This window comes from Streptomyces diastaticus subsp. diastaticus, from assembly GCF_011170125.1.
GTDB lineage: Bacteria > Actinomycetota > Actinomycetes > Streptomycetales > Streptomycetaceae > Streptomyces > Streptomyces diastaticus.
Genome location: NZ_BLLN01000002.1, coordinates 380,846 through 404,771 on the forward strand (window position 1 = coordinate 380,846; position 23,926 = coordinate 404,771).

Here is a 23,926-nt window from a genome sequence, read left to right on the forward strand (position 1 = left end):
GAGGCGCGCGGGCGCGGGAGGCGCCGCGCACGCCGGGTCTGCCGGGTCGTCGTCCCTCTCCTGGCAGGCACGCACGATTGTTAGCGCTCACACAGTGGTGATACAAGATGGGGGATAGGCTTTTTCAGCATTGACACCCGTCGTGATCCGGCCGGATCGCGCCCGTTCCGACGAGAGGGAGGCCGCGTGGCCCGGTCCGCGGAAGTCTCCCGCCCGCCGACGATGGCCGACGTGGCCCGCGAGGCGGGGGTCTCCCACCAGACGGTCTCCCGCGTCCTGAGCGGCCACCCGCACGTACGCGAGGCCACCCGCGCCCAGGTCACCGCCGCCGTCGACCGGCTCGGCTACCGCCGCAACCCGGCCGCCCGCGCCCTGGTCACCCGCCGCACCCGCACCCTGGGCGTCGTCGCCGTCAACACCACGCTCTACGGTCCCGCCAGCACCATGGCCGGACTCCACGAGGCCGCCCGCGACGAGGGGTACCTGGTCTCCGCCGTCACCCTGCGCGGCGACGGGCGGCAAGGGCTGAGGGACGCCGTCGACCACCTCTCCTCCTGGGGCGTGGAAGGCGTCGTCGCGCTCACCCCGCAACGGGTCACCGGCCAGGCCCTGGCCCGCCTCGACGCGCCGTTCCCCGTGGTCAGCGTCGAGGGCGGGGACCAGCTCGGCCTGCCCGCCGTCTCGCTCGACCAGGAACGGGGCGCCCGGATGGTCACCGAGCACCTGCTCGCCGCCGGGCACACCACCGTCTGGCACATCGCCGGACCCGACGGCTGGTCCGAGAGCGAGGCGCGCACCGCCGGGTGGCGTGCCGTCCTGGCCGAGCGCGGCATCACCCCGCCGCCCGTGCTCCAGGGCGACTGGAGCCCGCTCTCCGGCTACCGGGCCGGACAGGAACTGGCCGGGCACGTACTCTCCGGCCAGGACCCCGGAGTCACCGCGGTCTTCGTCGCCAACGACCAGATGGCACTGGGGGCGCTGCGCGCGTTGCGCGAGGCCGGGGTGCGGACCCCTGAGCGGGTGGCCGTCGCCGGGTTCGACGACATCCCCGAGGCCGAGTTCTTCCCGCCTCCCCTCACCACTGTCCGGCAGGACTTCACCTCCATCGGGCGGCGCAGCATCCGGCTCCTCGTCGACCACATCGAGGGACGGGCCGGCGGGGCCGAGCACCTGCTCGTCGCCCCCCAGCTCATCGTGCGCGCCAGCACCCGGGGCACCGCCGAACTCTGACCGCGAACGCGGGCCGGGCTCCCGCCCCCCGGGCACCGGCGCGGGCCGGGCCCGGCCCGCGCCGGTGCCGCGTCCCCCCACGGCTTCGGCTGCCCTGGAACGCCGGGCGGCTGGACCGGGCCCGGTCCGCGTCGCCGCCCGCCCGCGCGGCACCCTCGAACGCCGGACGGACCGGACCCGGCCCCCACCGCCGCCGCTGCCGCCCCGCCCCGCCCCACCGTCCCGGTGGCCCCGGACGCCGGACCGGCCGGACGCGCCGGACCCGTGCCCGCCTCCCCGGGGCACATCCTTCGACCGCCCAAGTGCCCTCAGGCGCGCACCGGAAGGGGCGGGCGACACGGGTCCACCGGAAACTCGGGCCGCCGCGCACACCACGTCCGGCGTCGAGGAGGGGCTACGGCCCGGGGCCGGGCGGCCGAGCCCGTCCGGCGTTCGGGGACGTCCGGACCAGCGGTGCCACGGGAGCGGCGGCACGCGCCTGCGGCCGGATCCAGCCCGCCCGGGGCCTGCGGGCGGACTCCGCCCGGCCCTTGAGGGCGAAACCTTGCCGCACCCCTCTTGCCGCCCGCCAATGTGAGCGCTAACAATCATGCGGGTACGCCGCCGCTGCCAGCGAGACCCTGGAGGCCCGTCCCGTGACCACCCCCGCACCCCTCGCCGCTCCGGGCGCCCCCGGCGCCCCCTGCACCATCGGTGTCGACTTCGGCACGCTCTCCGGGCGGGCCGTGGTGGTCCGGGTGCGGGACGGGAAGGAGTTGGGAACGGCCGTCCACACCTACCGGCACGGAGTGATCGACCGTCACCTGCCGGGCACCGGCGCCGTGCTCCCGCCGGACTGGGCGCTCCAGCATCCCGAGGACTGGCGGGACGTCCTGCGTGTCGCCGTCCCGGAGGCGGTGGCCGCGGCCGGCGTCGACCCGGGCCAGGTCGTGGGCATCGGCACGGACTTCACGGCCTGCACGGTGCTGCCCGCCACCGCCGACGGCACCCCGCTCGCCCTGCTGCCGGCGTGGGCGCGACGCCCGCACGCGTGGCCCAAGTTGTGGAAGCACCACGCGGCCCAGGACCAGGCCGACCGGCTGAACGCGCTGGCGCACGAGCGCGGGGAGCCGTGGATCGGGCGGTACGGGGGCCGGATCTCGGCCGAGTGGCAGTACGCGAAGGCCCTTCAGGTGCTGGAGGAGGACCCCGAGGTCTACGCGGCCTGCGTGCGGTGGATCGAGGCGGCCGACTGGATCGTCTGGCAGCTCACCGGCGCCGAGTCCCGCAACGCCTGCACCGCCGGGTACAAGGGCATCCACCAGGACGGCACGTACCCCTCCTCCGAGTTCCTGGCCGCGCTGCACCCGCGGTTCGCCGACTTTCCCGCGACCCGCCTCGCCCATCCGCTCTCCGCGCTCGGCGGCCACGCGGGCGGCCTGACCGCCGAGGCCGCCGCCTGGACGGGCCTGCCCGAGGGCACCGCGGTCGCCGTCGGCAACGTCGACGCGCACGTCACGGCCCCCGCCGCCGGCGCGGTGGAGAACGGCCGCCTGCTCGCCATCATGGGCACTTCCACCTGCCACGTCCTCAGCGGCCCGGACCTCGCCGAGGTCCCGGGGATCTGCGGTGTGGTGGACGGCGGCATCGTCCCGGGCGCCTACGGCTACGAGGCCGGGCAGAGCGCCGTCGGCGACATCTTCGCCTGGTGGCTGCGGCAGGGCCTGCCCGAGGAGTACCGGGCCGAGGCCGAGGCCGCCGGGGAGGACGCGCACGCGTACCTGACCCGGCTGGCGGCCGCCCAGCCGGTCGGCGCCCATGGGCTGGTGGCCCTGGACTGGATGAACGGCAACCGCTCGACCCTGGTCGACCACCACCTCTCCGGCGTCCTCGCGGGCCTGACCCTGGACACCCGCCCCGAGGACGTCTACCGCGCCCTGCTGGAGGCCACCGCATACGGCACCCGCGTCATCGTGGAGGCGTTCGAGCAGGGCGGGGTCCCGGTCGAGGAGTTCATCGTCGCGGGCGGGCTGAAGAAGAACCCGCTGCTCATGCAGATCCACGCCGACGTGCTGCGCCGCCCCGTCTCGCTGGCCGGCTCCGACCAGGGCCCGGCGCTCGGCTCCGCCATCCACGCCGCCGTCGCGGCCGGCGCCCACCCGGACGTACGGGTGGCGGCCGCCGCCATGGGCAGCGTCGAGCGGGCCGCGTACCTCCCCGACCCGGGCCGGGCGGACGCCTACGACGCGCTGTTCGCCGAGTACCGCGCCCTGCACGACCACTTCGGCACCGGCCCCGACCTGCTTCTGCACCGCCTGCGCCGCGTCCGCAACGCGGCCCGTACCGGCTACACCGCCTGAGCCTTCCTTCCGTACCCGCCCGAGGAGCACACCGCCATGACGCCGCCCGCACCGCCCGAGTCCGAGATCTGGTTCCTCACCGGCAGCCAGTCCCTCTACGGCGAGGAGACCCTGGCCCAGGTCACCGCGCAGTCCCGCGAGATCTGCCGGACTCTCGCCGAGCGCACCGCCCTCCCCGCCCGCCTGGTCTGGAAGCCGGTCCTCGCCGACGCCGCCGCGATCCGCCGGGTCTGCCTCGACGCGGAGGCCGACGACCGCTGCGCGGGCCTGATCGCCTGGATGCACACCTTCTCCCCGGCCAAGATGTGGATCTCCGGTCTGGACGCCCTGCGCAAGCCCCTGCTCCACCTGCACACCCAGGCCAACCAGGCGCTCCCCTGGGCCACCATCGACATGGACTTCATGAACCTCAACCAGGCCGCGCACGGGGACCGCGAGTTCGGGCACGTGCAGACCCGGCTCGGGGTGGCCCGCAAGACGGTGGCCGGGCACGTCGAGGACCCGGCCGTCGGCGCCCGCGTCGAGTCCTGGGCGCGAGCGGCGGCGGGGCGGGCGGAGCTGGCGACGCTGCGGCTGGCCCGGTTCGGCGACAACATGCGGGACGTCGCGGTGACCGAGGGCGACAAGGTCGAGGCCCAGCGCCGCTTCGGGGTCTCCGTCAACGCCTACGCGGTGAACGACCTGGCCGCCGCCGTCGACGGGGCCGAGGAGGCCACCGTGGACGCGCTGGTGGAGGAGTACGGCGACCTGTACTCCCTCGCCGACGAGCTGCGGCCGGGCGCGCCCCGCCATGACTCCCTGCGGTACGCGGCCCGGATCGAGGCGGGGCTGCGCGCCTTCCTCACCGAGGGCGGCTTCCACGCCTTCACCACCAACTTCGAGGACCTGGGCGGCCTGCGCCAGCTCCCCGGCCTGGCCGTGCAGCGGCTGATGGCCGACGGCTACGGCTTCGGCGGCGAGGGCGACTGGAAGACCTCGGTGCTGCTGCGCACCCTGAAGGTGATGGGGGACGGGCTCCCCGGGGGCACCTCCTTCATGGAGGACTACACGTACGACCTCACGCCCGGCCAGGAGGTGATCCTCGGGGCGCACATGCTGGAGGTCTGCCCCTCGCTGACCGGCTCCCGCCCGTCCTGCGAGATCCATCCGCTGAGCATCGGCGGGCGCGAGGACCCGGTCCGGCTCGTCTTCGACGCCGATCCGGGCGCGGCCGTCGTCGTCGGCCTCGCCGACCTCGGCGACCGCTTCCGGCTGGTCGCCAACGAGATCGACGTGGTCACCCCGCCGGAGCCGCTGCCCGCGCTCCCGGTGGCCCGCGCGGTCTGGCGCCCCGCCCCCGACCTGCGGACCTCCACCGAGGCGTGGCTGACGGCCGGTGCCCCGCACCACACCGTGCTGACCACCGCTCTCGGCACCGAGGCGATCGACGACCTGGCCGAAATGCTCCGTACCGAGCTGGTCGTGATCGACGCGGACACCCGTATCCGCACGTTCGTCCGCGAACTGCGCTGGAACCAGGCGTACCACCGCCTGGCCCTGCCGCTGTGACCGCCACCGCGCGGGCCGCCCTGCGCCGCGAGGTGCTGGAGGCCAACCTGCGCATCCCCGCCACCGGCCTCGCCACCCTCACCTGGGGCAACGTCAGCGGGGTCGACCGCGAGGCCGGCGTCTTCGTCATCAAGCCGTCCGGTGTGCCGTACGAGCGGCTGACCGAGCACGACCTGGTCGTGGTGGCGTTGGACGACGGCCGGGTGGTCGAGGGCACCCTGCGCCCCTCCACCGACACCGAGACGCACCGCTGTCTCTACCGCGCCTTTCCGACCATCGGCGGCGTCACCCACACCCACTCCACCCACGCCGTCGCCTTCGCCCAGGCCCGGCGCGCGATACCGGTGCTCGGCACCACCCACGCCGACACCTTCGACGGCCCGGTCCCGGTGACCGAGGTCCTCACCCCCGAACAGTGCGCCCGCGACTACGAGTTCCACACCGGCCAGGTCGTGGTCGACCTGCTCGACGGCGACGAGGCCCGCGCGGAGGCGGTCCCGGGCGCGCTCGTCGCCCACCACGGGCCGTTCACCTGGGGCGCCACGGCGACGGCCTCGCTGGAGCACGCGGTGGTCCTGGAGGCGGTCGCCGAGATGGCCTTGCACACCCTGGCGCTCGGCTGGGTGGAACCGCCGCAGCATCTGCTGGACCGGCATTACACGCGCAAGCACGGGCCCGGCGCGTACTACGGGAACCCGGCACCGGACGCGGCCTGACACGGGTCCTGGCACGCGTGAGGGGCGCCCACCGGACCTGCCGGGGGCGCCCCTCCTCGCGTCGTGGGCGTGAGCCCTACTTCACGATCGTGATCCGGTCCGCCTTCGGCGGGTCCAGCGGGTTGTCGGCCGAGGTGGTGGCCGTCAGGTAGTCGTTGAAGGCGGCCAGGTCGTCGGCGCCGACGAGTGGGTCGGTGCCCTCGCCGAGGGCCGCGAAGCCGTCGCCGCCGCCCGCGAGGAAGGAGTTCATCGCGACGCGGTAGGAGGCGGCCGGGTCGATCGGCTCGCCGTTCAGGCGGATGGTGTCGGCGACGACGCGGTCGGCGCCGGACTGGGTGTAGTCGAGGGTGTACGTCAGCCCCTCCGACACCTGGAGGATCTTCGGGGAGGCCTCGTTACCCCCGCTGACCTGCTGCTTCAGCGCGGTGACCAGCTGTTCGCCGGTGAGCGTGACGAGGTTGACCGTGTTGCTGAACGGCTGGACGGTGAACGCCTCGCCGTAGGTCACCACCCCGTCGCCCTCGCTGCCGGACGCCTTGTAGACCAGGTCGGAGCGGATACCGCCCGGGTTCATCAGCGCGAGGACCGCCGTGTCGTCCAGGGTCTTGGCGTGGGCCAGCTGGGCGTCGGCGATCACGTCACCGAGCGGCGACTCGGGGGTGGTCGCGCCCCGGCCGGGCAGGTCGCCGGAGATGTGGCCGACGGGCTGGGCGGCGATCGGCGCGGCCAGCTCGTTCCAGTCGGAGATCAGCCGGGTGATGTCCTCGGCCTTCGGCTGGGTCCGGGTGACGACGTGGTTGGCCGAGGAGACGCTGGTGCGGACGATGTCCTTGGTCTTCCGGTCGTAGGTCAGCGTCGTGTCGGTGTAGAGCTTGCCGAAGGACGAGGCCGAGGTGACCGTGCGCGGCTTGCCGGCCGGGTCCGGGATCGTGCAGACGTACGCCTCGTGGGTGTGGCCGGTGACGAGCGCGTCGACCTTCGGCGTGATGCCCTTGGCGATGTCGACGATCGGGCCGGAGATGCCGTCCCCGGCACCGGAGGCGTCACAGTCGTAGTTGTACGACTTGGAGGCCGGGGCCCCGCCCTCGTGGATCAGCGCCACGATCGACTTGACGCCCTTGCGCTCCAGCTCCCGCGCGTACTTGTTGACCGTCTCGACCTCGTCGTGGAACTTCAGCCCCTTGACGCCCTCGGCCGAGACGATGTCCGGCGTGCCCTCCAGGGTGACGCCGATGAACCCGATCTTGACGCCGTTCTTCTTCCACACCGTGTACGGCTTGAGGATCGGCTTGCCGGTCTTCTCGTCCGTGACGTTGGCGGCGAGGTAGGGGAAGTCGGCGCCCTTGAACTTGCGACCCTTGGTGTAGCAGCCGTCCTCGGGGTGGCAGCCGCCCTTCTGGAGACGGTTCAGCTCGGCGCGGCCCTCGTCGAACTCGTGGTTGCCGACGCCCGCGACGTCGAGCCGCATCTTGTTGAGCGCCTCGATGGTCGGCTCGTCGTGGAAGAGCCCGGAGAGCAGCGGGCTCGCGCCGACCATGTCACCGGCGGCCGCCGTGACGCTGTACGGGTTGCCCTTGCGCGCCGTGCGCAGCGAGGCCGCCAGGTACTCGGCACCGCCCGCGTCGATCGCCTTCGTCGTCCCGTCGTGCTGGTCCTCGGTGACCTGGCCGGAGGAGCCGGCCGGGGGTTCGAGGTTGCCGTGCAGGTCGTTGAAGGAGAGCAGCTGCACGTCGACGGTGCGGCCGTGGCCGTGGCCCGGCTTGCCGTGGTCGTGGCCGCCGCCGTGGCCGGACTTCCCGTGGGCCCCGGCCGGCATCGAGGCGACCAGCGCGCCGACGGCGGCCAGCGAGACGGTACCGGTCACCAGGCGCCGGGTCCGGCGTCTCGTGCGGGGTGTGGCTGACATGCGTCCCCCTGAGGGAGTGGTCTGGGATACGAGCCGCAGCCTAGAGTCAACGCGCGTAGCGCGACAGGGGGTTGCGGTTACGAGGAGGTTGCCGTCGTACGGCGCGCCACCCCGGGTGCCCGTTACGCCCCCGAATGCGGTGGCCCGGCGGCCCGCCCGCCGTACCCTCGGGACCATGACCAGCGACGCCGCGGCCCCCGTGCCCTCCCGCCAGATCCACACCACCGACGAGCTCACCGAGGACCAGGCCGCCACGGTCCTGACCCTGCTGGCCGACGCCGCCGCCGAGGACGGCCAGCAGGCCGTCTCCGAACAGGGCCGTCTCCAGCTGCGCGGCGGCCGCCGCGAGGGCGTACGCCACCTCCTGCTGACCGCCGACGGCCAGCTCGCCGGCTACGCCCAGCTGGAGGGCGCCGACCCGGTCGAGCCCCCCGCCGGCGAGCTGGTCGTCCACCCCGCGCACCGGGGCCGCGGCCACGGCCGGGCGCTGGGCACCGCCCTGCTGGAGGCCTCCGGCGGCTCGCTGCGACTCTGGGCGCACGGCGGCCACCCGGCCGCCCGCCACCTGGCGACGGTGCTGGGGATGAGCCTCTTCCGCGAGCTGCGCCAGATGCGCCGCCCCCTCTCGGTCCCGCCGCTGCACGAGTCGGCGTACCCGGAGGGCGTCACCGTCCGCACCTTCGTCCCCGGCGAGGACGACGCGGCCTGGCTCGCCGTCAACGCCGCCGCCTTCGCCCACCACCCCGAGCAGGGCTCGCTGACCCAGCGCGACCTGGACGCCCGCATGGCCGAACCGTGGTTCGACCCGAAGGGCTTCTTCCTCGCCGAGCGCGACGGCGTCCTGGCCGGCTTCCACTGGACCAAGATCCACGCCGACGAGGGCCTCGGCGAGGTCTACGTCGTCGGCGTCGCCCCGAACGCCCAGGGCTCCGGCCTCGGCAAGGCCCTCACCACCACCGGCCTCGCCCACCTCGCCGCCCAGGGCCTCCCCACCGCCATGCTCTACGTCGACGCCGACAACGAGGCGGCCGTCAGCGTCTACGAGCGGCTCGGCTTCACCACGTACGAGACGGACCTGATGTACCGCACGGAGGGGTGACCTCGCAGGCTTCCGGAAAAGCCCCGCCGTCGCCCCTCCGCCGGGCGGCGGCGGGGCTTCTCGCTGGAGAGCCGGGGGCCGCTCAACGCTGTGGACGCGCCCGTGGATCGGGCCCGCCCTCCCTCATGCGCAGGATCAGGCCGACCACGTCCGTCGAACGGGTGCCGGGAGCCAGGACCTCCTGGAGGAGGAGGCCGCGGATCGCGGCGACGGTGACGGTGGCCACGTCCCGCGCTTCCCGCGCGTCCAGCCCCTCGCGTTCCGCGAGCGAGGACAGCATCACGGTCAGGTCGTCGAGCGACTCCACGAACTCACGGAAGTCCTCCGGGCCGTACGCGGCCAGTCCGGCGACGTAGAAGAAGCCGCGCACCCGCGACAACTGCTCCGGTCTCGCGTAGGTACGCCAGATCGCCGCGACGAAATCCTCGAAGGTGCCCTGCTGGGCGGCCTCCAGAAGTTCCTCGTTGTCCCGGGACCGCTGCGCCTGGAGCACGGCGGCCAGCACGCCCGGCAGCGACCCGAAGTGGTAGCGCAGGAGGGCGTGACTGGTGTCGGCCCGGGTGGCGATCTCACGGAGCGACATCTCCGGCGGGGGCAGGGCCTCGCCGAAGGCGTCGAGAAGCCGTGCCAGGAGTCGCTCGCGCGCGCTGCCCTTGCGTTCGGAGGTTGACAGGACCACTCCCACAGTTTATCCATTAGAAAAGAATATGCCGGCGATTCCGTGTTGCTCCGCTCATGGTCGCAGTCGGCTCGCGCCCTCGGAGGATCGCTCATGGGACCTGCACGGGGGATCGGCGTGACGATCACCGACGGGTCGGCGCGCGATCCCACGGGCTCGCCTCCCCGCCGTGGCGCCAGCCGCTCCGTCACTCCCCGGCGCCCCCCTCGGACCCACCCTCGCCACCCTCGTGATCAAGGCTGGCCGAATCGTGAAGGACCTCAGATGAGCACCATGTGGCAGGGCTGCCTCGCCCACACCGACTACTTCGAGATGCGCTCCGGCGGAGGGCACGACTACGGCATCTGGGTCACCACGCCCCCGGGCTACGATCCCGCCGTGTCGCAGGCGCCTGTCGTGTACGTGCTCGACGGCAACTGGGCCGTGGGCCTGACCGCCCCCCTCATCGTCACGCAACTGGACCCCATGCAGTCGATCCGGCCCTACATCCAGGTCAGCGTGGGATACGCGGGCAAGGAGGCCGAGCACTGGGAGCGGCTGCGCAACCGGGACCTCGTACCCCCCGGCGAGCCCATCGCGAAGGAGTACGTCGACGCCGTGGAGATGAGTGTCGAGAGGGGCACGACCACGCGCGACCAGGCCGACGCCTACCTCGCCGAACTGAGCGACAGCCGCGGGGACATGTTCCTCGACTTCCTCACCGACGACCTTCACCCGCGGATCGCACGCGACTGGGGCGCGGCCCCGAGCGGGCACGGCCTCTTCGGCTACTCGTACGGAGGGCTCTTCAGCCTCTACGCCTGGCTCACCCGGAGCACCTTCTTCGAGAGCGTCGGCGCGGGCAGCCCCGGCATCGTGGACGCGTCGAGCCAGGTCTTCGCCCGCCTCCGGGCCATGGGTGACGCCCTGCCCGCCACCCGGCTTCACGTGACCTTCAACGAGCGGGAGCTTCTGGGAGACATCGCGGTCTACCAGAATCTCGCGAAGAACGCGGCCACGTTCCTTCACTGCCTCATCGCCCGGGGCGGGCCCGTCACCAGCGCGCTCATGCACGAGACGCATGTGACCGGACTACAGGCGTCGTTCCTCAGCTACCTCAGGACCTGCCGAGCCCAGTAGGGCACCCTCGCGTGCGCCACTTCCCCGGTGGCAGGCGCGGGGTGCGCGAGGCCTGCGACGCCTCCCCTTCAGCGTGCCCGGTTCCGACGGCCCCGGGCGCTGAAACCCCGCCGCTCTCCGGGCCACCCAAGACCGGACAGAGCTACTCCGCACGACGTCAGCCGCACTCCTTGGCGAACGCCACCAGCCCGGCGAAGCCCGCGGGGGTGAGCGTCAGGTACGGGGCGTGCGGGGTCTTACTGTCACGCACCAGGACTTCGCCGGTGAGGGCGGCGTGCGCCGGGGCCCACTCGACGCACTCGCCAGCGTTACTCATGCTGTAGCTGGAACTTGTCCAGTCGCCCTCTGCGAAGGATGAAGTGTTCACGAATAGCATTCCTTGAGAACGGAGTTGATCAACTCTGCTGATTCTTCCAGCGGCATGGCCAACGCTCTGAGCAGATCATAGGCGTCCTCGGCGTCAGCCACCTCGTCCTGCTCCGCCAGCACGTACCCACGCGGGAATCCGTCCACATGGACAACATCTGCGCCTTCTTCGAAAGACATCAGGACGAATGGTGCGGCACCAACAGGACCTCGATACCGCCCCTCATCGCGAATGATCTGCACCCGGTGAGTGGAAGTCTCGGCAATTTGCAACAAGCGTAGGAGTTGCTCCCGCATAATCTCCTCGCTACCCACCACGTTACGAAGCACGCGCTCGTGCAGTACAAGCCATAGGCCAGTAGGTTCCTCGCGCTGCAAAATCTGCTGCCGCTCAAGTCGCGCGGTGACAAGGTCCTCCAGACCCTTGGGGCGGCCCTCCTTGAGGATGGCGGTCGCGTAGCTCCGGGTCTGCACGATCCCCGGAGCTACCACGGGGTTGAACATGCGCAGCCCGGTGGCCTTCTTTTCCAGCGCCACGTACGGCCAGAACCACGGCGGATAGGCATACCTGAGCGCGAGCCGCCACAGGCGCATGAACCTTCCGTTCCCGTGCGGGAACACCTGGTCGCACCCTTCGGCGAACTCCCGCTGCGGGACCCGGTCGCCTCGTTCGATCTTGGCGACCAGTGACTCCCCGCAGGCGACCGCCCTGCCCAGCTCGACGCGGGACATGTTCATCCGCGTGCGTTCGAGCATGACCTCGTTGCCGAAGTTCCGGAGCGGGGACAGACCCGGGTCCGTCGCGTCGTCGGGAGATAGTTCGACAGTCATAAGAACCCCCTCGAACACCGGGACAGTTGGGCCTGTCCGAGCCGACTGCCTGTTCAGCGTACCTATGTCGCGGTGACGCTGTGTTCACTATCACTCACAGCCGGGTGACCCAGTGACACCGCGAAGGAATCAACGGCATGACTCACGAACAGCAGCAGGTTCAGCCTGACCCCTGCCTCCCCTGCCAGGAACTCGCCCTCGCCGGGGCTGTCGCCAACGCCGAGTACGACTGGAGCAGGGCGACCGACTGCCGGGTGCTGATGAAGCGGCACCGGGAGTCGGGGGAATGCGCGGCGGGGCAGCCGGCGTGAGGGGGGCCGAGCCCGAGGGCGGCGAGGCGGAGTTCAACCCGTTGCTGTTTCCGCCGTGCGCCTGTCCGCGTCACCGGGGCGCCGAGGGTGAGGCCGGGGAGGGCGAGGAGTCGGCGGTGCTGCGGCAGTTGCGGGCGCGGGTGGCTGAGGAGAACGGGGCGCGGCGGTGGGTTCGGGGGCAGGGGTGACGGCGGGGGCCGTGGAGTACCTGGCCGAGACGTACGGGGGCGACGCCCGGTCGAGCGTGTTCCTGGGCGGGATCATCACCCCGACCCGGCGGCTCGCGCTCCGCTGGCTCCGGGGGCAGGCCCGGCGGATCGCCGACGCGCTCGACCCGTACCCGTACGTCCGGTGGGCCCCGCCCGGCGCCCTCCGGCGGGTGCCCGCCGCCGACCGGGACGCACCGGGCGCCCTGCGCGGGTGGCAGGCGTCCACGGAGTGCCAGGACGCGGCCTTGCACGCCCTGGCCGCCGGCGGACCGTACGCCTTCCTCACCCACGACGCGACGTGCTGGTACCGGCTCACCGTCCACCCGTTGCCCGGCCCGGTCACGCCATGACAGCGGTTCTCCAGGCCCCCCTCCCCCTCCCGCCCCCGAGGAGCGAACCCGTGCAGATCGACCCCGCCGACTCCGACCACCAGGACGCGCCCCCGGACCAGCCCGAGCCCGGGCGGGAGCCGGACCGGGCCGACCACCGTCGGCCCGGCTCTCCCCCGCCCGGCTACGTCCGCTGCCCGATGCTCGGGTGCGGGCGGCTGCACGAGTTGCCCCCGGACTTCTGGTGAGCGTCGCCGGTACCGACGCCCCCGGTCAGACCCTGGTCATGGTCGAGGAGTAGCCGCCTCCGCCGGGGTAGATCCAGTCGCCCGTCATGGTCGTGCCGTCCGGGGTGAAGGTGCCCCGGAAGTAGGCGGGGCTGTCCTTGGCGCCGGCCCAGATGGTGAGGGTGTCGCCGTCGAGTTCGTAGACGTAGTCGAAGGTGTTGCCCTGGGAGTCGTAGTAGCGGGAGGCCACGTCGGGGCCCGTGGGCTCGCCGAACGGGCGCAGGTTGCCGATGATCTCCATTCCGGTGACGGGCCGGCCGAACTGGACCAGGTCGACGTGCTGGAGGAGGAAGAAGCCTCCGGCCATCCACTCGTAGCGCACGGTCCCCTCGGCGCCGCCGGTCACCTTCCAGTTACCGGTCAGGCGGTCCAGGGCCCGGAGTTCGGGGGTGGGCTGCTGGGGGGCGGTCTCGGTCTCGGTCTCGGACATGGCGTTCTCCTCAGTCGTTCGTCGGCCGTCGTTCGTCGGCCGTCGGCCGTCGTCGTTCGGGTTCTCGCCGCTACCTCGGGGCCGGTGGCCGGAGTTCGACACGGGGAGATGGTGACGTACGTCACATGGGATGGATGTCGAGGACGGCTGTCCGGCTCCGAGGTTCCCTGGACGACCACGGGTCGCCCGGCCCGTCACCGACGACCACCACGGAGGTTCCGTGAAGTACCTGCTGCTGGGCTACACCTCGGCCGACGGCTGGGATGCCGCGACCGCCGGTTCGCCGACCGAGGAGGCGCTGGAAGCGTTCGCCGCCTACCAGCGGTTCGAGGAGGAGCTGACCGCCTCCGGCGAACTGGTCTCCACCGAGGGGCTGGGGCATCCGGCGGTCAGCACCACCGTGCGCCCCACGGCCGAGGGGGTCACCGCCACCGACGGGCCGTTCGCGGAGCTGAAGGAGGTGCTGGCCAGCTTCGCCGTCATCGATGTGTCGGGGCAGGAACGGGCCGTGGAGATCGCCGCCCGGATCGTCGCGGTGCTGGGCGAGCCGGTCGAGATCCGGCCGGTCATGGGCGCGGACTTCGCGGCGTGACCCCGCACATCCGGCGGACCCGCCTCGGTCCGCGATGAGGCGGCCACCCCCGGGCGCGGGCGTCGAGCACCTGCTGCGCACCGAGGCGCCGCAGGTGCTCGGCGCGCTGACCCGGCGTTTCGGCCGCTTCGACATCGCCGAGGACGCCGTGCAGGAGGCGCTGATCGCCGCCGGGCAGCGGTGGCCGGCCGAGGGGGTCCCGCAGGACCCGCGCAGCTGGCTGATCCGCGTCGGCCACCGCCGCATGGTCGACCTGCTCCGCGCCGAACAGGCCCGCCACCGCCGCGAACAGGAGTTCGGCCGGACCGAACTCGTCCTGGGGACACCGGAGAGGCGGGCGGCGCCGACCGGCGGTACGGACGACAGCCTCACCCTGCTGCTGCTCTGCTGCCACCCCCGGCTGAGCCCGGTCTCCCGGGTGGCGCTCACCCTGCGCGCGGTCGGCGGGCTCACCACGGCCGAGATCGCCCGCGCGTATGGGACGAGCGAGGCCACCATGGGTACGCGTATCAGCCGGGCCAAGCAGCGACTGGTGCGCAGCGGGGCGCGTTTCGTGCCGGCCACCGACACGGACCGGCGTGACCGCACCGAGGCCGTCATGCGCGTGCTGTACCTCATCTTCAACGAGGGCTACACCGCCGGCTCCGGTGAGGCCCTGGCCCGCCGCGACCTCTCCGAGGAGGCGGTCCGGCTGGCCCGCCTCCTCCACGCCGCCGACCCGGAGGACGCCGAAGCCGCCGGACTGCTCGCCCTGATGCTGCTCGTCGAGTCCCGCCACGCCGCCCGGACCGACGCGGACGGCGCCCTCGTCCCCCTGGAGTCGCAGGACCGTACCCGCTGGGACCAGGAGCTGATCCGCGAGGGGACACTGCTGCTCGACGCGGTGTGGGACGCGCGCGGCTCCGGGACGGGCCCGTACCGGCTCCAGGCCGCCATCGCCGCGCTCCACGCACAGGCGCCCGCGCCGGAACTCACCGACTGGCCGCGTATCGCGGTGCTCCACCTCTGGCTGGAGCGCCTCACTCCGACCGCGCCGGTCCGGCTCAGCCGCGTCGTCGCCGTCGCCCGCGCCTTCGGCCCCACCCGCGGCCTGACCCTCCTCGACACCCTCTGCCGCCGCCACGCCCTCGACCGGGACCCGCTCGTACGCCACCACGAACGCGCCGTACGCGCCCACCTCACCCGCGCGACCGGCGACACCGCCCGCGCCGCCGCCCTCTACCGCGAGGCGGCCGCCCTCACGGCCAACGGGGCCGAGCGGCGCTACCTCCTCACCGAGGCCGAACGGGCCGACGAGGCCGGGACCTGACGGCTCACCCCTGCCGACAAGGCGGCGCCTGAGCGCCGCACTTGACGGAACACCACCTTTGCATCACCCTTTCACTACTTGATTAGTGAAAGGGGGGTGACAGGTGATCGCCTACCGGATCGACCGGCGCAGCGGAGTCGCCACGTACCTCCAGATCGTCCAGCAGACCCGGCAAGCGCTGCGGCTGGGCCTGCTGGAGCCGGGAGACAAGTTGCCGACCGCCCGCGAGGTGGTCGAGGCGACGGCCGTGAACCCCAACACCGTGCTCAAGGCCTACCGCGAACTGGAGCGCGAGGGCCTGGTCGAGGCCCGGCGCGGACTCGGCACCTTCGTCCGGCGCACCCTCGGGCCCGACGCCGACACCGGGCCGCTGCAGGCAGAGCTGGCCGGGTGGGCGGCGCGGGCCCGGAAGGCGGGGCTCGGCAGGGAGGACGTGGCCGCGCTCTGTGCGGCCGTACTGGACGCGACGTATCCGGCGGAGGGTGAACGATGAGCACGACATCGAACAGGCCGGCAGCGGACGCCGTTTCGGCCGTGTCGACGCCTTCGGTCGTCACACTGGCCAGGGTCGCGCTGCGGCTGCACCGGGGGGCGCTGGTGACCTGGCTCGCCGTGGTGGTGTTGGCGGCGGCCGGGCTGGTGTGGCTGCGGTCGCTGGGGATGCCGGCCGAGATCCTGGGGCCGCCCGACTGCGGGCTCCAGCCGGACTGCCTGCCCCGCGAGCCGGGTGTCGACCCGGACCTCGCGCTCCACCTCCAATTGTCCGGCGCGACTGTCCCCATCCTGCTGAGCACGCTGCCCGTGGCCGTCGCCGCCTGGGCCGGTGCCGCCCTCACTGGAGCCGAACAGGAACGGGGGACGGCCGCGTTCGCCTGGACGCAGTCGGTCTCGCCCCGCCGCTGGGTCGCGGTGAAGTGGTCGGTCGCGGGAGCCGTGGTCGTGGCCGGGGTCGGCCTGCTGGTGCCGCTGTACGTATGGGCCCGGTCCGTTCCGTACATGGCCGGGACCCCGCTGGACGACTGGACGGTCCAGCCCCTCTTCTCCGCCTCCGGACCGGCCACCCCGGCCCTGTATCTCCTCGCCGTCACCCTCGGCGCGTACACCGGGCTGCTGCTGCGGCGCTCGCTGGCCGCTCTGGCGGTGTCGGCGGGGGCCATGTTCGGGGCGGTGAAGGGCTTGCCGCTCCTGGTCCCCCACCTGTGGCCGGCGGAACGGGTCTTCGGCTGGGACAGGGAGTCCGTCCCGGGGAAGGCGTGGGTGCTCAGCTCCGGGCCGGTCGACGGGCAGGGCCGGACCGTGTCGATGGACGGCTGCTACTCCGACGACGACTCCCTCGTCCGCGGTTGCGTCGAGGCGAAGGGCGCCGAGGGCTTCGAGACCGTCTACCACCCCGCCTCCCACGCCGTCCCCCTCCACCTCGCCGAGACGGCCCTGGTCCTCGTGATCACCGCCGCGCTCGCCTTCGCGGCCCTGCGCCTGCTGCGCCGCCGCACCGCCTGACCCTCGTCCTCCCGTCCCCACGAAGGAATCACCATGACCGACACCGCCATCGAGGCCCGGAGCCTCGGCAAACGGTTCGGGCGCCGGGCCGCGCTCGACGCCTGCTCGTTCCGGCTGCCCACCGGGCGGATCTGCGCCCTGGTCGGGCCCAACGGCGCGGGCAAGAGCACCCTGCTCACCCTTGCCGCCGGCCTGGCCAGGCCCTCCGGCGGGGAGCTGCGTGTCCTCGGCACGACCCCGGCCGAGGCACGGTGCGAGATCGCGTACGTGGCCCAGGACAAGGCACTGTTCCCGCAGTTGACCGTGGCCGACACCCTGCGGCTGGGCGCGGACCTCAACCCGGGCCGCTGGGACCAGGAGGCCGCCGAACGGATCGTGTACGAGGACGGGGCGGAGTCGGCGCTCGACCCGTACGCCAGGGTGCGCGGGCTCTCCGGCGGGCAGCGGACGCGGGTGGCGCTGGCGCTCGCCCTCGGCAAGCGGCCCGCCCTGCTCCTGCTCGACGAGCCGGTCTCGGACCTCGACCCGCTGGTCCGCCACCAGTTGATGGGGACGCTGCTCGCGGAGGCGGCCGAGCACGGCACCACCGTCGTGATGTCCTCGCACATCCTCGGCGAGCTGGCCGGAGCCTGCGACTCCCTGCTCCTCCTCGGCGGCGGGCGGGTGCGCATGGCCGGGCCGGTGGACGACCTGACCGCCGTGCACCGCCTGGTCACGGGCCCCGGCGGGCCCGCCGAACTCGCCCCGCACACGGTGATCGAGTCCCGTCCGACCGGACGCGGCCAGAGCGCCCTGATCCGCCCCGAAGGCCCGATCGGCTCCCACTGGGAGTGCGAGGAACCGAGCCTGGAGGAAGTCCTCCTCGCCCACCTGCGCACGCCGTCCGCGCCCGCCCTGCTCGCTCCGGAGGCGACCGTGCGGGACCTGGCCGGGTCGGGGGTGCGGGCGTGACGACGACCCTGGCCCCCGACCGGCGGCCCGAGGAGCCCGCCCCGGTCCCTGGCAGCGCCCTCCGTACCGCTCTCCCGCGTGCCGCGCTGCGGCTGCACCGCAGGGCGCTGGTGGTGGGCGCGTCCCTGACCGGGCTCTTCGCCCTGGTCTTGCTCGGCGCGCTGCTGTGGCGCTCCCTGTACGGTCCGGCGGATGTCGCCGCCTGCCGCTCCGGCGAAGGATGCCCGGGCCTGAACTCGTACGGGACGGCGCACTCCGTCTTCTGGTCCCTGCTCAACCAGAGCCAGAACGTGCTGCTCCTCGTCCCCCTCGTCGTCGCCGCCTACGCGGCCGGCCCGCTCACCGCCCGCGAACGCGAACTCGGCACCCACCACCTCCTGTGGACCCAGTCCGCCGCCTCGCCGGTCCGCTGGCTCCGCTCCACCCTCGCGCTGGCCTCCGTGGCCGTCGCGGTGGCGGGGGTCCTCCTGGTCATGGTCTACCGGACGGCGCTCGCCCCCGTGGAAGGGGCGTGGGGCGTCGGCGGCTGGGTCCCCGGCGGGTACGCCGCCTCGGGGCCCGTACTCGTGGCGTACTGCCTGCTCGGGCTGGCCTTCGGGGTGTGTGCGGGGACGCTCATCGGGCGTACCCTGCCCGCGGTCTTCGCCGGGGTGGCCGGGACCGGGCTGTCCCTGGTGGTGGGCGTGGCGGTCCGGCCCTGGCTGTGGCCGGTCTCCACCGTGGCCGTCCCCTTCACCCGGGACCGGAGCGCTTGGCCCGCTTCCGGAACCGACTGGCCCGAGGACGCCGACATACGGGGCCAGTGGCTCGTGACGGGGGACGGGGCCCGGATCGACCTCGAATCCTGCTACGCCACACCGGGCGGGATCGCGGGGTGCGGGTCGCGGGCCGGAGCGGAGAGCTGGCTCGTGGAGTTCCACCCGTTCTCCCACCGCCTGCCCGTCATGCTCGTCGAGACCGGGCTCGTCCTCCTGCTGGCCGTCCTCGCCGTGGGCGCCGCCTTCCTCGTCCTGCGGCGGCGCACGCCCTGACCTCGGTGGCGGGCCGGGTTCGCGGGCCCCGGGCCCCGGCGGCGACGCCAGGACCAGCGTCCGCCTCGGCGGGGCGGGACCATCGTCCCGACCCGCCGCCTCGCGCTCCGCTGGCTGCGGGGGCAGGCCCGGCGGCTGGCCGGTGCGCTCGACCCACGCCTTCTCCAAGCCGGGCACCGCACATGCCCCGCCGCCCCCCGGCCCGCCCCACCCAAAAGGGTGCCCCCGCACACCCCGCGCGCCACATCCCCGTAACCCCTGATTCAGCAACCCTTGGCACGCTCGCGCCATGCAGCCCGCAGCGCCCGAGCCCGAGCGGAAGCCACCCCTGAGGCTGGCTTCGGCCCTTTCCGACGCGCCCCCGCCCCCCGGGACCGGGAAGAATGGGGCCATGCTGCGTACTCCAGGAGAGATCCCTGACCCGCTGGAGCAGGGCTCCCAGGCGCCCCGGCCCCCGCTCGCCCCGCTCGCCCCGCTCGCCTCCTCGCACCAGCCGCAGGTTGTCCCCACCCTGGAGCCCGACCTCGACTCCGACCCGGACGACTACGCGGGCGACGACGAGGCGGAGTTGCCCGAGGGCCGTTTCCTGGACCGGGAACGCAGCTGGCTCGCCTTCAACGAGCGGGTGCTGGAGCTGGCCGAGGACCCGTACACCCCGCTGCTGGAGCGCGCCAACTTCCTGGCGATCTTCGCCTCGAACCTGGACGAGTTCTTCATGGTCCGGGTCGCGGGGCTGAAGCGGCGCATCGCGACCGGAGTGGCGACCAGGTCGGCCTCCGGGCTCCAGCCGCGCGAGGTGCTGGAAATGATCTGGGCCCGGTCCCGCGAGCTGATGGCCCGGCACGCCGCCTGCCACCAGCAGGACATCGCCCCGGCTCTGGCCGACGAGGGCATCCACCTGGTGCGCTGGGCGGAGCTGACCGAGGAGGAGCAGGCCCGCCTGTTCACGCTGTTCCGGCAGCAGATCTTCCCCGTGCTGACCCCGCTCGCGGTCGACCCGGCACACCCCTTCCCCTACATCTCGGGGCTCTCCCTCAACCTCGCCGTGGTGGTCCGGAACCCGGTCAGCGGCCACCGGCACTTCGCCCGCGTGAAGGTGCCGCCCCTGCTGTCGCGCTTCCTGGAGGCGTCACCGGAGCGGTACGTGCCCATCGAGGACGTGATCGCCGCCCACCTGGAGGAGCTGTTCCCGGGCATGGAGGTGCTGGCGCACCACATGTTCCGGCTCACCAGGAACGAGGACCTGGAGGTGGAGGAGGACGACGCCGAGAACCTCCTCCAGGCCCTGGAGAAGGAGCTGATGCGCCGCCGCTTCGGCCCGCCGGTGCGCCTGGAGGTCGAGGAGTCCATCGACCCGTACGTACTGGACCTGCTGGTGCGGGAGTTGAAGATCAGCGATGCCGAGGTGTACCCGCTGCCCGGCCCGCTCGACCTCACGGGACTGTTCGGCATCGCGGGCCTCGACCGGCCCGAGCTGAAGTACCGGAAGTTCGTGGCGCGCACCCACCGCGACCTCGCCGAGGTCGAGTCGGCGTCCGCTCCGGACATCTTCGCGGCGGTCCGCGAACGGGACGTGCTGCTGCACCACCCGTACGACTCGTTCTCCACCTCCGTGCAGGCCTTCCTGGAGCAGGCCGCGGCCGATCCGGACGTGCTGGCCATCAAGCAGACGCTGTACCGCACCTCGGGCGACTCGCCGATAGTCGACGCGCTCATCGACGCCGCCGAGTCCGGCAAGCAGGTCCTGGTCCTGGTCGAGATCAAGGCCCGCTTCGACGAGCAGGCGAACATCAAGTGGGCGCGGAAGCTGGAGGAGTCGGGCTGCCACGTGGTCTACGGCCTGGTCGGTCTGAAGACCCACTGCAAGCTGTCGCTGGTGGTCCGCCAGGAGGGCGAACTGCTGCGCCGCTACTCGCACGTCGGCACCGGCAACTACCACCCCAAGACCGCCCGCCTCTACGAGGACCTGGGCCTGCTCACCGTCGACCCGCAGGTCGGCGCGGACCTCTCCGACCTCTTCAACCGGCTCTCCGGCTACTCCCGCCGCGAGAGCTACCGCCGCCTGCTGGTCGCCCCGCACTCGCTGCGGGCCGGCCTGGTCGCCCGTGTCCACCAGGAGATCGAGCACCACCGGGCGGGCCGCGAGGCGTACGTCCGCGTCAAGGTCAACTCGATGGTGGACGAGGCGGTCATCGACGCGCTGTACCGGGCGAGCATGGCCGGGGTGCCGGTGGACGTGTGGGTGCGCGGGATCTGCGCGCTCAGGCCCGGTGTGCCCGGACTCTCGGAGAACATCCGGGTGCGGTCCGTCCTCGGCCGCTTCCTGGAACACTCCCGCGTCTTCGTCTTCGGCAACGGCGACGATCCCGAGGTGTGGTTCGGCAGCGCCGACATGATGCACCGCAACCTCGACCGGCGTATCGAGGCGCTGGTCCGCGTCACCGACCCGGCCCACCGCGCCACCCTCGACCGGCTGCTGGAGACCGGCATGGCCGACACCACCAGCTCCTGGCACCTCGACGCCGACGGCGAGTGGACCCGCCACAGCCACGACGCCGACGGCAAGGCGCTCCGCCACGTACAGGAAATGCTGATCGACGCGCGGAGGCGCCGACGTGCCCCGACTTCCTGAGCCGGACCACCTGCCCGAGACGGCCCCGGGCCCGGACCCGGCGGCGGCCCCCGTCGCCGCCGCCCTGCGCGCCGAGGCCGCGGCCTTCCTGCGGGCGCTGCGCCACCACACCGAGGCCGCCCAGGACCCGCAGGAGGCCCGGGAGGCGGCCCGCGCTCTGGGCCGCTCGGCGCGCCGCCTCGGCGCCATCCTGCACACCTTCCGCCCGCTGCTGGACCGGGAGTGGGCAGACCGGCTGCGGCCCGAGCTGACCTGGCTCGGCGGCGTCCTCGCCGACGAACACCTGGTCGCGGCCCGACTGACCCGGCTGCTCGCCTCGCTCCACCGCCTCTCCGGGCCGGCCGCGCCCCGCCGGGGCGGCCCGGGCATAGGGACGGCCAAGGCCGGGGCGCTGCTGGAGCGCCGCCTGACCCTGGCCCGGACCCGCGCCCACTCGGCGTGCCTGACGGCCTTCGCCTCGGCCCGGCTGCACGCCCTGGTCGACGAGGTCGCGCTGCTCGGCGGCGAGGTGCCGCTCGCCCCGGACGACCGGCTCCGCTCCGGCGCGCGCGCCGACGCCCTCGCCGAGGCCGCCGCCCGCCGCCTCGCCGACGCCGTGGCCGCCCTGCCGCTGCACCGCGCCGGCCACCCGTACAACGCCGACGCGCTGGCGCTCGCGGTACCGGCCCCGGACGGCCAGGACACCCCCTGGCACCAGGTCCGCCTGCTGCTGCGCCTGCACCGCTACGCCCAGGAGGTCGTCGCCCCCGGCACCGGGCCCGGCCCCCGCGTCGCCGCCGCCCGCCGCGCCCTCGACCAGCACCGCGACGCCTCCGAGGCCGCCCACGAGGCCGCCTCCGCCGCCGCCACCCCCCGTATCGCCCCGACCACCGCCTACGCCCTCGGCGTCCTCCACGCCGACCAGCGCCACGAGGTCGAGGCCGCCCGCTACGCCTTCCAGCGCGCGTGGGCGGAGGAGGCGGTGGGGGTGGGGGGCGAGGAGCCCGGGCGGCGGTGAACGCGGGGGCCGGGCCCGGCGCCGGGGTCCTGCCCTCTCTGTGCCCCGTCCCCGCCTGTGCGGCTCCGGGCCCATGGCGGAACGGAGACGGCCGGCCGACGGCACCGGCGCCGGAAGCCGGCGTCCCGCTCGACGAGTCCGCGCGGCGAGCGGAACCGGCCGTCCGCCGGCGCTTCCCTTGAGCGGCGCCCCGCCTCCTGCGACCCTGGAACCATGACAGAGCGGAAACCGGCGGACGTCTCGCACGAGGACTGGGTGGAGCACCAGATCCGGCAGGCCGAGCGGCGGGGTGAGTTCGCGGAGCTGCCCGGTCGGGGGAAGCCGCTGCCGGGCAACGAGACCGAGTACGACGCGCTGTGGTGGGTCAAGGCGAAGATGCGGCGGGAGGGGCTGGGGCAGGAGCGGGCCGACGCCTCGGCCTCGCTGGTGGCCGTCTGCCGCCGGGACGCCGAGGAGCTGCCCGCGGTGCTGGCGCGGGTCGAGGACGAGGCGGAGGTGCGTCGCCGGGTCGCCGAGCTGAACAGGCGGATCACCGACCTGCACCTGATGCCGCCGCCCGGGCCGCCGCTGGGCATCCCCCGCTTCAAGGTCGGCGAGGTGGTGCGGGAGTGGCGCCTGGCACGGGAGGCGGCGGCACGCGGGCGGCCGCGCGCCGCCGGCCGGGACTGACCCGGCGGCCCGTCCCGGCGGGTGCCCCCGCGCCGGGGCTCAACCCAGGGCCCGTACCACCGCCTCCGCCACGGGGGCGGCGCTCGCCGGGTTCTGCCCGGTGATGAGCAGCCCGTCCTCGACCACGTACGGCGCGAAGGGCTCCTCGGCGACGCTGTACGCCGCGCCCAGCCCGCGCAGCCGCTCCTCCAGGCTGAAGGGGACCGCCTCGGCGCGCTGCGCGAGCTCCTCCTCGGGCCAGGAGAAGCCGGTGACCCGCCGTCCGCGCACCAGCGGCTCCCCGTCGGCGAGCACCACGTCCAGCAGGCCGCTCGGCCCGTGGCAGACGGCCGAGACGACCCGGCCGCCGTCGTGGAACGCGGCGACCAGCTCCCCGAGCGCCTTGCTCCGAGGGAAGTCGAACATCGTCCCGTGGCCGCCGGTCAGGTAGACGGCGTCGTACTCCTCGGGCCGTACGTCGGCCACGGCGACGGTGTCCTCCAGCAGGTTCATGAACTCCCGGTCGGCGTAGCGCCGTCCGGTCCCCTGGTCGGCGAGGACGTCGTGGGAGAGGCTCTCCGGGTCGATCGGGACGCGCCCGCCGTCCACGCTGGCGATGGTGAGGCCGTACCCGGCCGCCTCGGCCACGTCGTAGAAGTGGGTCAGCTCGCCGAGCCACAGGCCGGTGCGGTAGCCGGCGCTCTCGTACTCCCCGGCGCTGGTGACGATGATCAGGATGCGAGGGGTCGGGGTGGCCATGGGGCCTCCTTCTCGACGACGTTCGCCCACGTCAGGGCCTTGGGGGAGCGCGTGCCCGGCAGACCGGGGCTCATCCGGGCGGCCCCGCGCCCCTAGGCGCGCGACACC

The 23,926-nt window shown here is 73.6% G+C and carries 25 protein-coding genes; 19 read left to right on the forward strand and 6 right to left on the reverse strand.

The genetic code is table 11. The annotated features are described in order from the left end of the window. Positions 1 to 186 precede the first annotated feature (186 nt). The 4 genes from Sdia_RS03580 to araD all read left to right on the forward strand — a co-directional run bounded on the left by Sdia_RS03580 (position 187) and on the right by araD (position 5,833). Positions 187 to 1,230: a LacI family DNA-binding transcriptional regulator gene (locus Sdia_RS03580; RefSeq protein ID WP_100456485.1), complete on the forward strand. Its 1,044-nt coding sequence runs from the start codon at positions 187 to 189 to the stop codon at positions 1,228 to 1,230. A 635-nt stretch (positions 1,231 to 1,865) separates the two neighbouring features. Beyond that, positions 1,866 to 3,569, forward strand: a complete 1,704-nt coding sequence (gene araB, locus Sdia_RS03585; protein ID WP_115067685.1) for a ribulokinase — start codon at positions 1,866 to 1,868, stop codon at positions 3,567 to 3,569. A gap of 36 nt (positions 3,570 to 3,605) precedes the next feature. Then, positions 3,606 to 5,117 carry an L-arabinose isomerase gene (araA, locus tag Sdia_RS03590; RefSeq protein WP_100456489.1) on the forward strand — a complete coding sequence of 504 codons (1,512 nt, stop codon included), beginning with the start codon at positions 3,606 to 3,608 and terminating at the stop codon, positions 5,115 to 5,117. Beyond that, on the forward strand, positions 5,114 to 5,833 hold the full coding sequence (araD, locus tag Sdia_RS03595) for an L-ribulose-5-phosphate 4-epimerase AraD (protein WP_100456491.1): 720 nt from the start codon (positions 5,114 to 5,116) through the stop codon (positions 5,831 to 5,833). Before araA ends, araD begins: the two co-directional genes overlap by 4 nt. 76 nt (positions 5,834 to 5,909) lie before the next feature. Here araD and Sdia_RS03600 read toward each other — a convergent pair whose 3' ends face one another. Beyond that, complete coding sequence (locus Sdia_RS03600; RefSeq protein ID WP_185393256.1) at positions 5,910 to 7,739, reverse strand: bifunctional metallophosphatase/5'-nucleotidase; 1,830 nt, start codon at positions 7,737 to 7,739, stop codon at positions 5,910 to 5,912. A gap of 175 nt (positions 7,740 to 7,914) precedes the next feature. On the opposite strand from Sdia_RS03600, the gene mshD reads away from it, so the two are divergent. Beyond that, positions 7,915 to 8,838 carry a mycothiol synthase gene (mshD, locus tag Sdia_RS03605; RefSeq protein WP_008405070.1) on the forward strand — a complete coding sequence of 308 codons (924 nt, stop codon included), beginning with the start codon at positions 7,915 to 7,917 and terminating at the stop codon, positions 8,836 to 8,838. An 82-nt stretch (positions 8,839 to 8,920) separates the two neighbouring features. On the opposite strand, the gene Sdia_RS03610 is transcribed toward mshD, so the two are convergent. Next, positions 8,921 to 9,517 carry a TetR/AcrR family transcriptional regulator gene (locus Sdia_RS03610; protein ID WP_030306888.1) on the reverse strand — a complete coding sequence of 199 codons (597 nt, stop codon included), beginning with the start codon at positions 9,515 to 9,517 and terminating at the stop codon, positions 8,921 to 8,923. A 264-nt stretch (positions 9,518 to 9,781) separates the two neighbouring features. Here Sdia_RS03610 and Sdia_RS03615 point away from each other — a divergent pair, with 264 nt between their 5' ends. Beyond that, positions 9,782 to 10,636 (forward strand): alpha/beta hydrolase, encoded by an 855-nt coding sequence (locus tag Sdia_RS03615; RefSeq protein ID WP_008405075.1) that lies wholly within the window; start codon positions 9,782 to 9,784, stop codon positions 10,634 to 10,636. A 157-nt stretch (positions 10,637 to 10,793) separates the two neighbouring features. Here Sdia_RS03615 and Sdia_RS03620 read toward each other — a convergent pair whose 3' ends face one another. Together Sdia_RS03620 and Sdia_RS03625 are read right to left on the reverse strand one after the other, a co-directional pair. Beyond that, entirely contained in the window at positions 10,794 to 11,012 is a 219-nt protein-coding gene (locus tag Sdia_RS03620) for a DUF397 domain-containing protein (protein ID WP_003949067.1), read from the reverse strand. Further along, the gene (locus Sdia_RS03625) at positions 11,000 to 11,833 is read right to left on the reverse strand and encodes a helix-turn-helix domain-containing protein (RefSeq protein WP_003949068.1); all 834 of its coding nucleotides are present in this window, start codon (positions 11,831 to 11,833) and stop codon (positions 11,000 to 11,002) included. The genes Sdia_RS03620 and Sdia_RS03625 overlap by 13 nt, the downstream gene beginning before the upstream one ends. Before the next feature lie 137 nt (positions 11,834 to 11,970). On the opposite strand from Sdia_RS03625, the gene Sdia_RS03630 reads away from it, so the two are divergent. Genes Sdia_RS03630 through Sdia_RS03640 form a run of 4 tightly spaced genes read left to right on the forward strand, consistent with a single transcriptional unit; the run spans position 11,971 to position 12,930 of the window. Beyond that, complete coding sequence (locus Sdia_RS03630) at positions 11,971 to 12,144, forward strand: hypothetical protein (RefSeq protein ID WP_003949069.1); 174 nt, start codon at positions 11,971 to 11,973, stop codon at positions 12,142 to 12,144. Further along, positions 12,120 to 12,332 carry a hypothetical protein gene (locus Sdia_RS30570; RefSeq protein ID WP_003949070.1) on the forward strand — a complete coding sequence of 71 codons (213 nt, stop codon included), beginning with the start codon at positions 12,120 to 12,122 and terminating at the stop codon, positions 12,330 to 12,332. The genes Sdia_RS03630 and Sdia_RS30570 overlap by 25 nt, the downstream gene beginning before the upstream one ends. Then, entirely contained in the window at positions 12,329 to 12,703 is a 375-nt protein-coding gene (locus tag Sdia_RS03635) for a hypothetical protein (protein ID WP_008405080.1), read from the forward strand. Before Sdia_RS30570 ends, Sdia_RS03635 begins: the two co-directional genes overlap by 4 nt. Positions 12,704 to 12,753: 50 nt before the next feature. After that, positions 12,754 to 12,930: a hypothetical protein gene (locus Sdia_RS03640; RefSeq protein WP_008405082.1), complete on the forward strand. Its 177-nt coding sequence runs from the start codon at positions 12,754 to 12,756 to the stop codon at positions 12,928 to 12,930. Positions 12,931 to 12,955: 25 nt separating this feature from the next. On the opposite strand, the gene Sdia_RS03645 is transcribed toward Sdia_RS03640, so the two are convergent. After that, positions 12,956 to 13,399 (reverse strand): hypothetical protein, encoded by a 444-nt coding sequence (locus Sdia_RS03645; RefSeq protein ID WP_003949073.1) that lies wholly within the window; start codon positions 13,397 to 13,399, stop codon positions 12,956 to 12,958. Between the two features lie 220 nt (positions 13,400 to 13,619). Between Sdia_RS03645 and Sdia_RS03650 the strand changes: the two genes are divergently transcribed. From Sdia_RS03650 to Sdia_RS03690, 9 genes are all read left to right on the forward strand, one after another. Beyond that, the gene (locus tag Sdia_RS03650; RefSeq protein ID WP_008405085.1) at positions 13,620 to 13,991 is read left to right on the forward strand and encodes a YciI family protein; all 372 of its coding nucleotides are present in this window, start codon (positions 13,620 to 13,622) and stop codon (positions 13,989 to 13,991) included. A gap of 34 nt (positions 13,992 to 14,025) precedes the next feature. Next, complete coding sequence (locus Sdia_RS03655) at positions 14,026 to 15,300, forward strand: RNA polymerase sigma factor (protein WP_185393255.1); 1,275 nt, start codon at positions 14,026 to 14,028, stop codon at positions 15,298 to 15,300. A 103-nt stretch (positions 15,301 to 15,403) separates the two neighbouring features. Continuing rightward, positions 15,404 to 15,793 carry a GntR family transcriptional regulator gene (locus Sdia_RS03660; RefSeq protein ID WP_100458193.1) on the forward strand — a complete coding sequence of 130 codons (390 nt, stop codon included), beginning with the start codon at positions 15,404 to 15,406 and terminating at the stop codon, positions 15,791 to 15,793. 41 nt (positions 15,794 to 15,834) lie between these two features. Then, positions 15,835 to 16,800, forward strand: a complete 966-nt coding sequence (locus Sdia_RS03665; RefSeq protein WP_229831591.1) for an ABC-2 membrane transporter-related protein — start codon at positions 15,835 to 15,837, stop codon at positions 16,798 to 16,800. A 33-nt stretch (positions 16,801 to 16,833) separates the two neighbouring features. Further along, entirely contained in the window at positions 16,834 to 17,751 is a 918-nt protein-coding gene (locus tag Sdia_RS03670; RefSeq protein WP_189500496.1) for an ABC transporter ATP-binding protein, read from the forward strand. Further along, on the forward strand, positions 17,748 to 18,782 hold the full coding sequence (locus Sdia_RS03675) for an ABC-2 membrane transporter-related protein (RefSeq protein ID WP_100458196.1): 1,035 nt from the start codon (positions 17,748 to 17,750) through the stop codon (positions 18,780 to 18,782). The genes Sdia_RS03670 and Sdia_RS03675 overlap by 4 nt, the downstream gene beginning before the upstream one ends. Positions 18,783 to 19,173: 391 nt before the next feature. Beyond that, the gene (locus Sdia_RS03680; RefSeq protein ID WP_115067680.1) at positions 19,174 to 21,414 is read left to right on the forward strand and encodes an RNA degradosome polyphosphate kinase; all 2,241 of its coding nucleotides are present in this window, start codon (positions 19,174 to 19,176) and stop codon (positions 21,412 to 21,414) included. Continuing rightward, positions 21,398 to 22,411, forward strand: a complete 1,014-nt coding sequence (locus tag Sdia_RS03685) for a CHAD domain-containing protein (protein WP_100458198.1) — start codon at positions 21,398 to 21,400, stop codon at positions 22,409 to 22,411. The genes Sdia_RS03680 and Sdia_RS03685 overlap by 17 nt, the downstream gene beginning before the upstream one ends. 213 nt (positions 22,412 to 22,624) lie before the next feature. Then, complete coding sequence (locus tag Sdia_RS03690; RefSeq protein ID WP_100458199.1) at positions 22,625 to 23,080, forward strand: DnaJ family domain-containing protein; 456 nt, start codon at positions 22,625 to 22,627, stop codon at positions 23,078 to 23,080. Positions 23,081 to 23,119: 39 nt separating this feature from the next. Here Sdia_RS03690 and Sdia_RS03695 read toward each other — a convergent pair whose 3' ends face one another. After that, positions 23,120 to 23,818, reverse strand: a complete 699-nt coding sequence (locus Sdia_RS03695) for a type 1 glutamine amidotransferase domain-containing protein (protein WP_115067678.1) — start codon at positions 23,816 to 23,818, stop codon at positions 23,120 to 23,122. Positions 23,819 to 23,926 lie beyond the last annotated feature (108 nt).

Excerpts from the sequence above, each read along its gene's own strand:
- Sdia_RS03600 (WP_185393256.1), bottom strand. The coding sequence starts at position 7,739 with ATGTCAGCCACACCCCGCACGAGACGCCGGACCCGGCGCCTGGTGACC.
- Sdia_RS03695 (WP_115067678.1), bottom strand. The coding sequence starts at position 23,818 with ATGGCCACCCCGACCCCTCGCATCCTGATCATCGTCACCAGCGCCGGG.
- Sdia_RS30570 (WP_003949070.1), top strand. The coding sequence starts at position 12,120 with ATGCGCGGCGGGGCAGCCGGCGTGAGGGGGGCCGAGCCCGAGGGCGGC.
- Sdia_RS03645 (WP_003949073.1), bottom strand. The coding sequence starts at position 13,399 with ATGTCCGAGACCGAGACCGAGACCGCCCCCCAGCAGCCCACCCCCGAA.
- Sdia_RS03680 (WP_115067680.1), top strand. The coding sequence starts at position 19,174 with ATGCTGCGTACTCCAGGAGAGATCCCTGACCCGCTGGAGCAGGGCTCC.
- Sdia_RS03630 (WP_003949069.1), top strand. The coding sequence starts at position 11,971 with ATGACTCACGAACAGCAGCAGGTTCAGCCTGACCCCTGCCTCCCCTGC.
- Sdia_RS03670 (WP_189500496.1), top strand. The coding sequence starts at position 16,834 with ATGACCGACACCGCCATCGAGGCCCGGAGCCTCGGCAAACGGTTCGGG.
- mshD (WP_008405070.1), top strand. The coding sequence starts at position 7,915 with ATGACCAGCGACGCCGCGGCCCCCGTGCCCTCCCGCCAGATCCACACC.
- Sdia_RS03625 (WP_003949068.1), bottom strand. The coding sequence starts at position 11,833 with ATGACTGTCGAACTATCTCCCGACGACGCGACGGACCCGGGTCTGTCC.
- Sdia_RS03615 (WP_008405075.1), top strand. The coding sequence starts at position 9,782 with ATGAGCACCATGTGGCAGGGCTGCCTCGCCCACACCGACTACTTCGAG.
- Sdia_RS03690 (WP_100458199.1), top strand. The coding sequence starts at position 22,625 with ATGACAGAGCGGAAACCGGCGGACGTCTCGCACGAGGACTGGGTGGAG.
- araA (WP_100456489.1), top strand. The coding sequence starts at position 3,606 with ATGACGCCGCCCGCACCGCCCGAGTCCGAGATCTGGTTCCTCACCGGC.
- Sdia_RS03620 (WP_003949067.1), bottom strand. The coding sequence starts at position 11,012 with ATGCTATTCGTGAACACTTCATCCTTCGCAGAGGGCGACTGGACAAGT.
- Sdia_RS03655 (WP_185393255.1), top strand. The coding sequence starts at position 14,026 with ATGAGGCGGCCACCCCCGGGCGCGGGCGTCGAGCACCTGCTGCGCACC.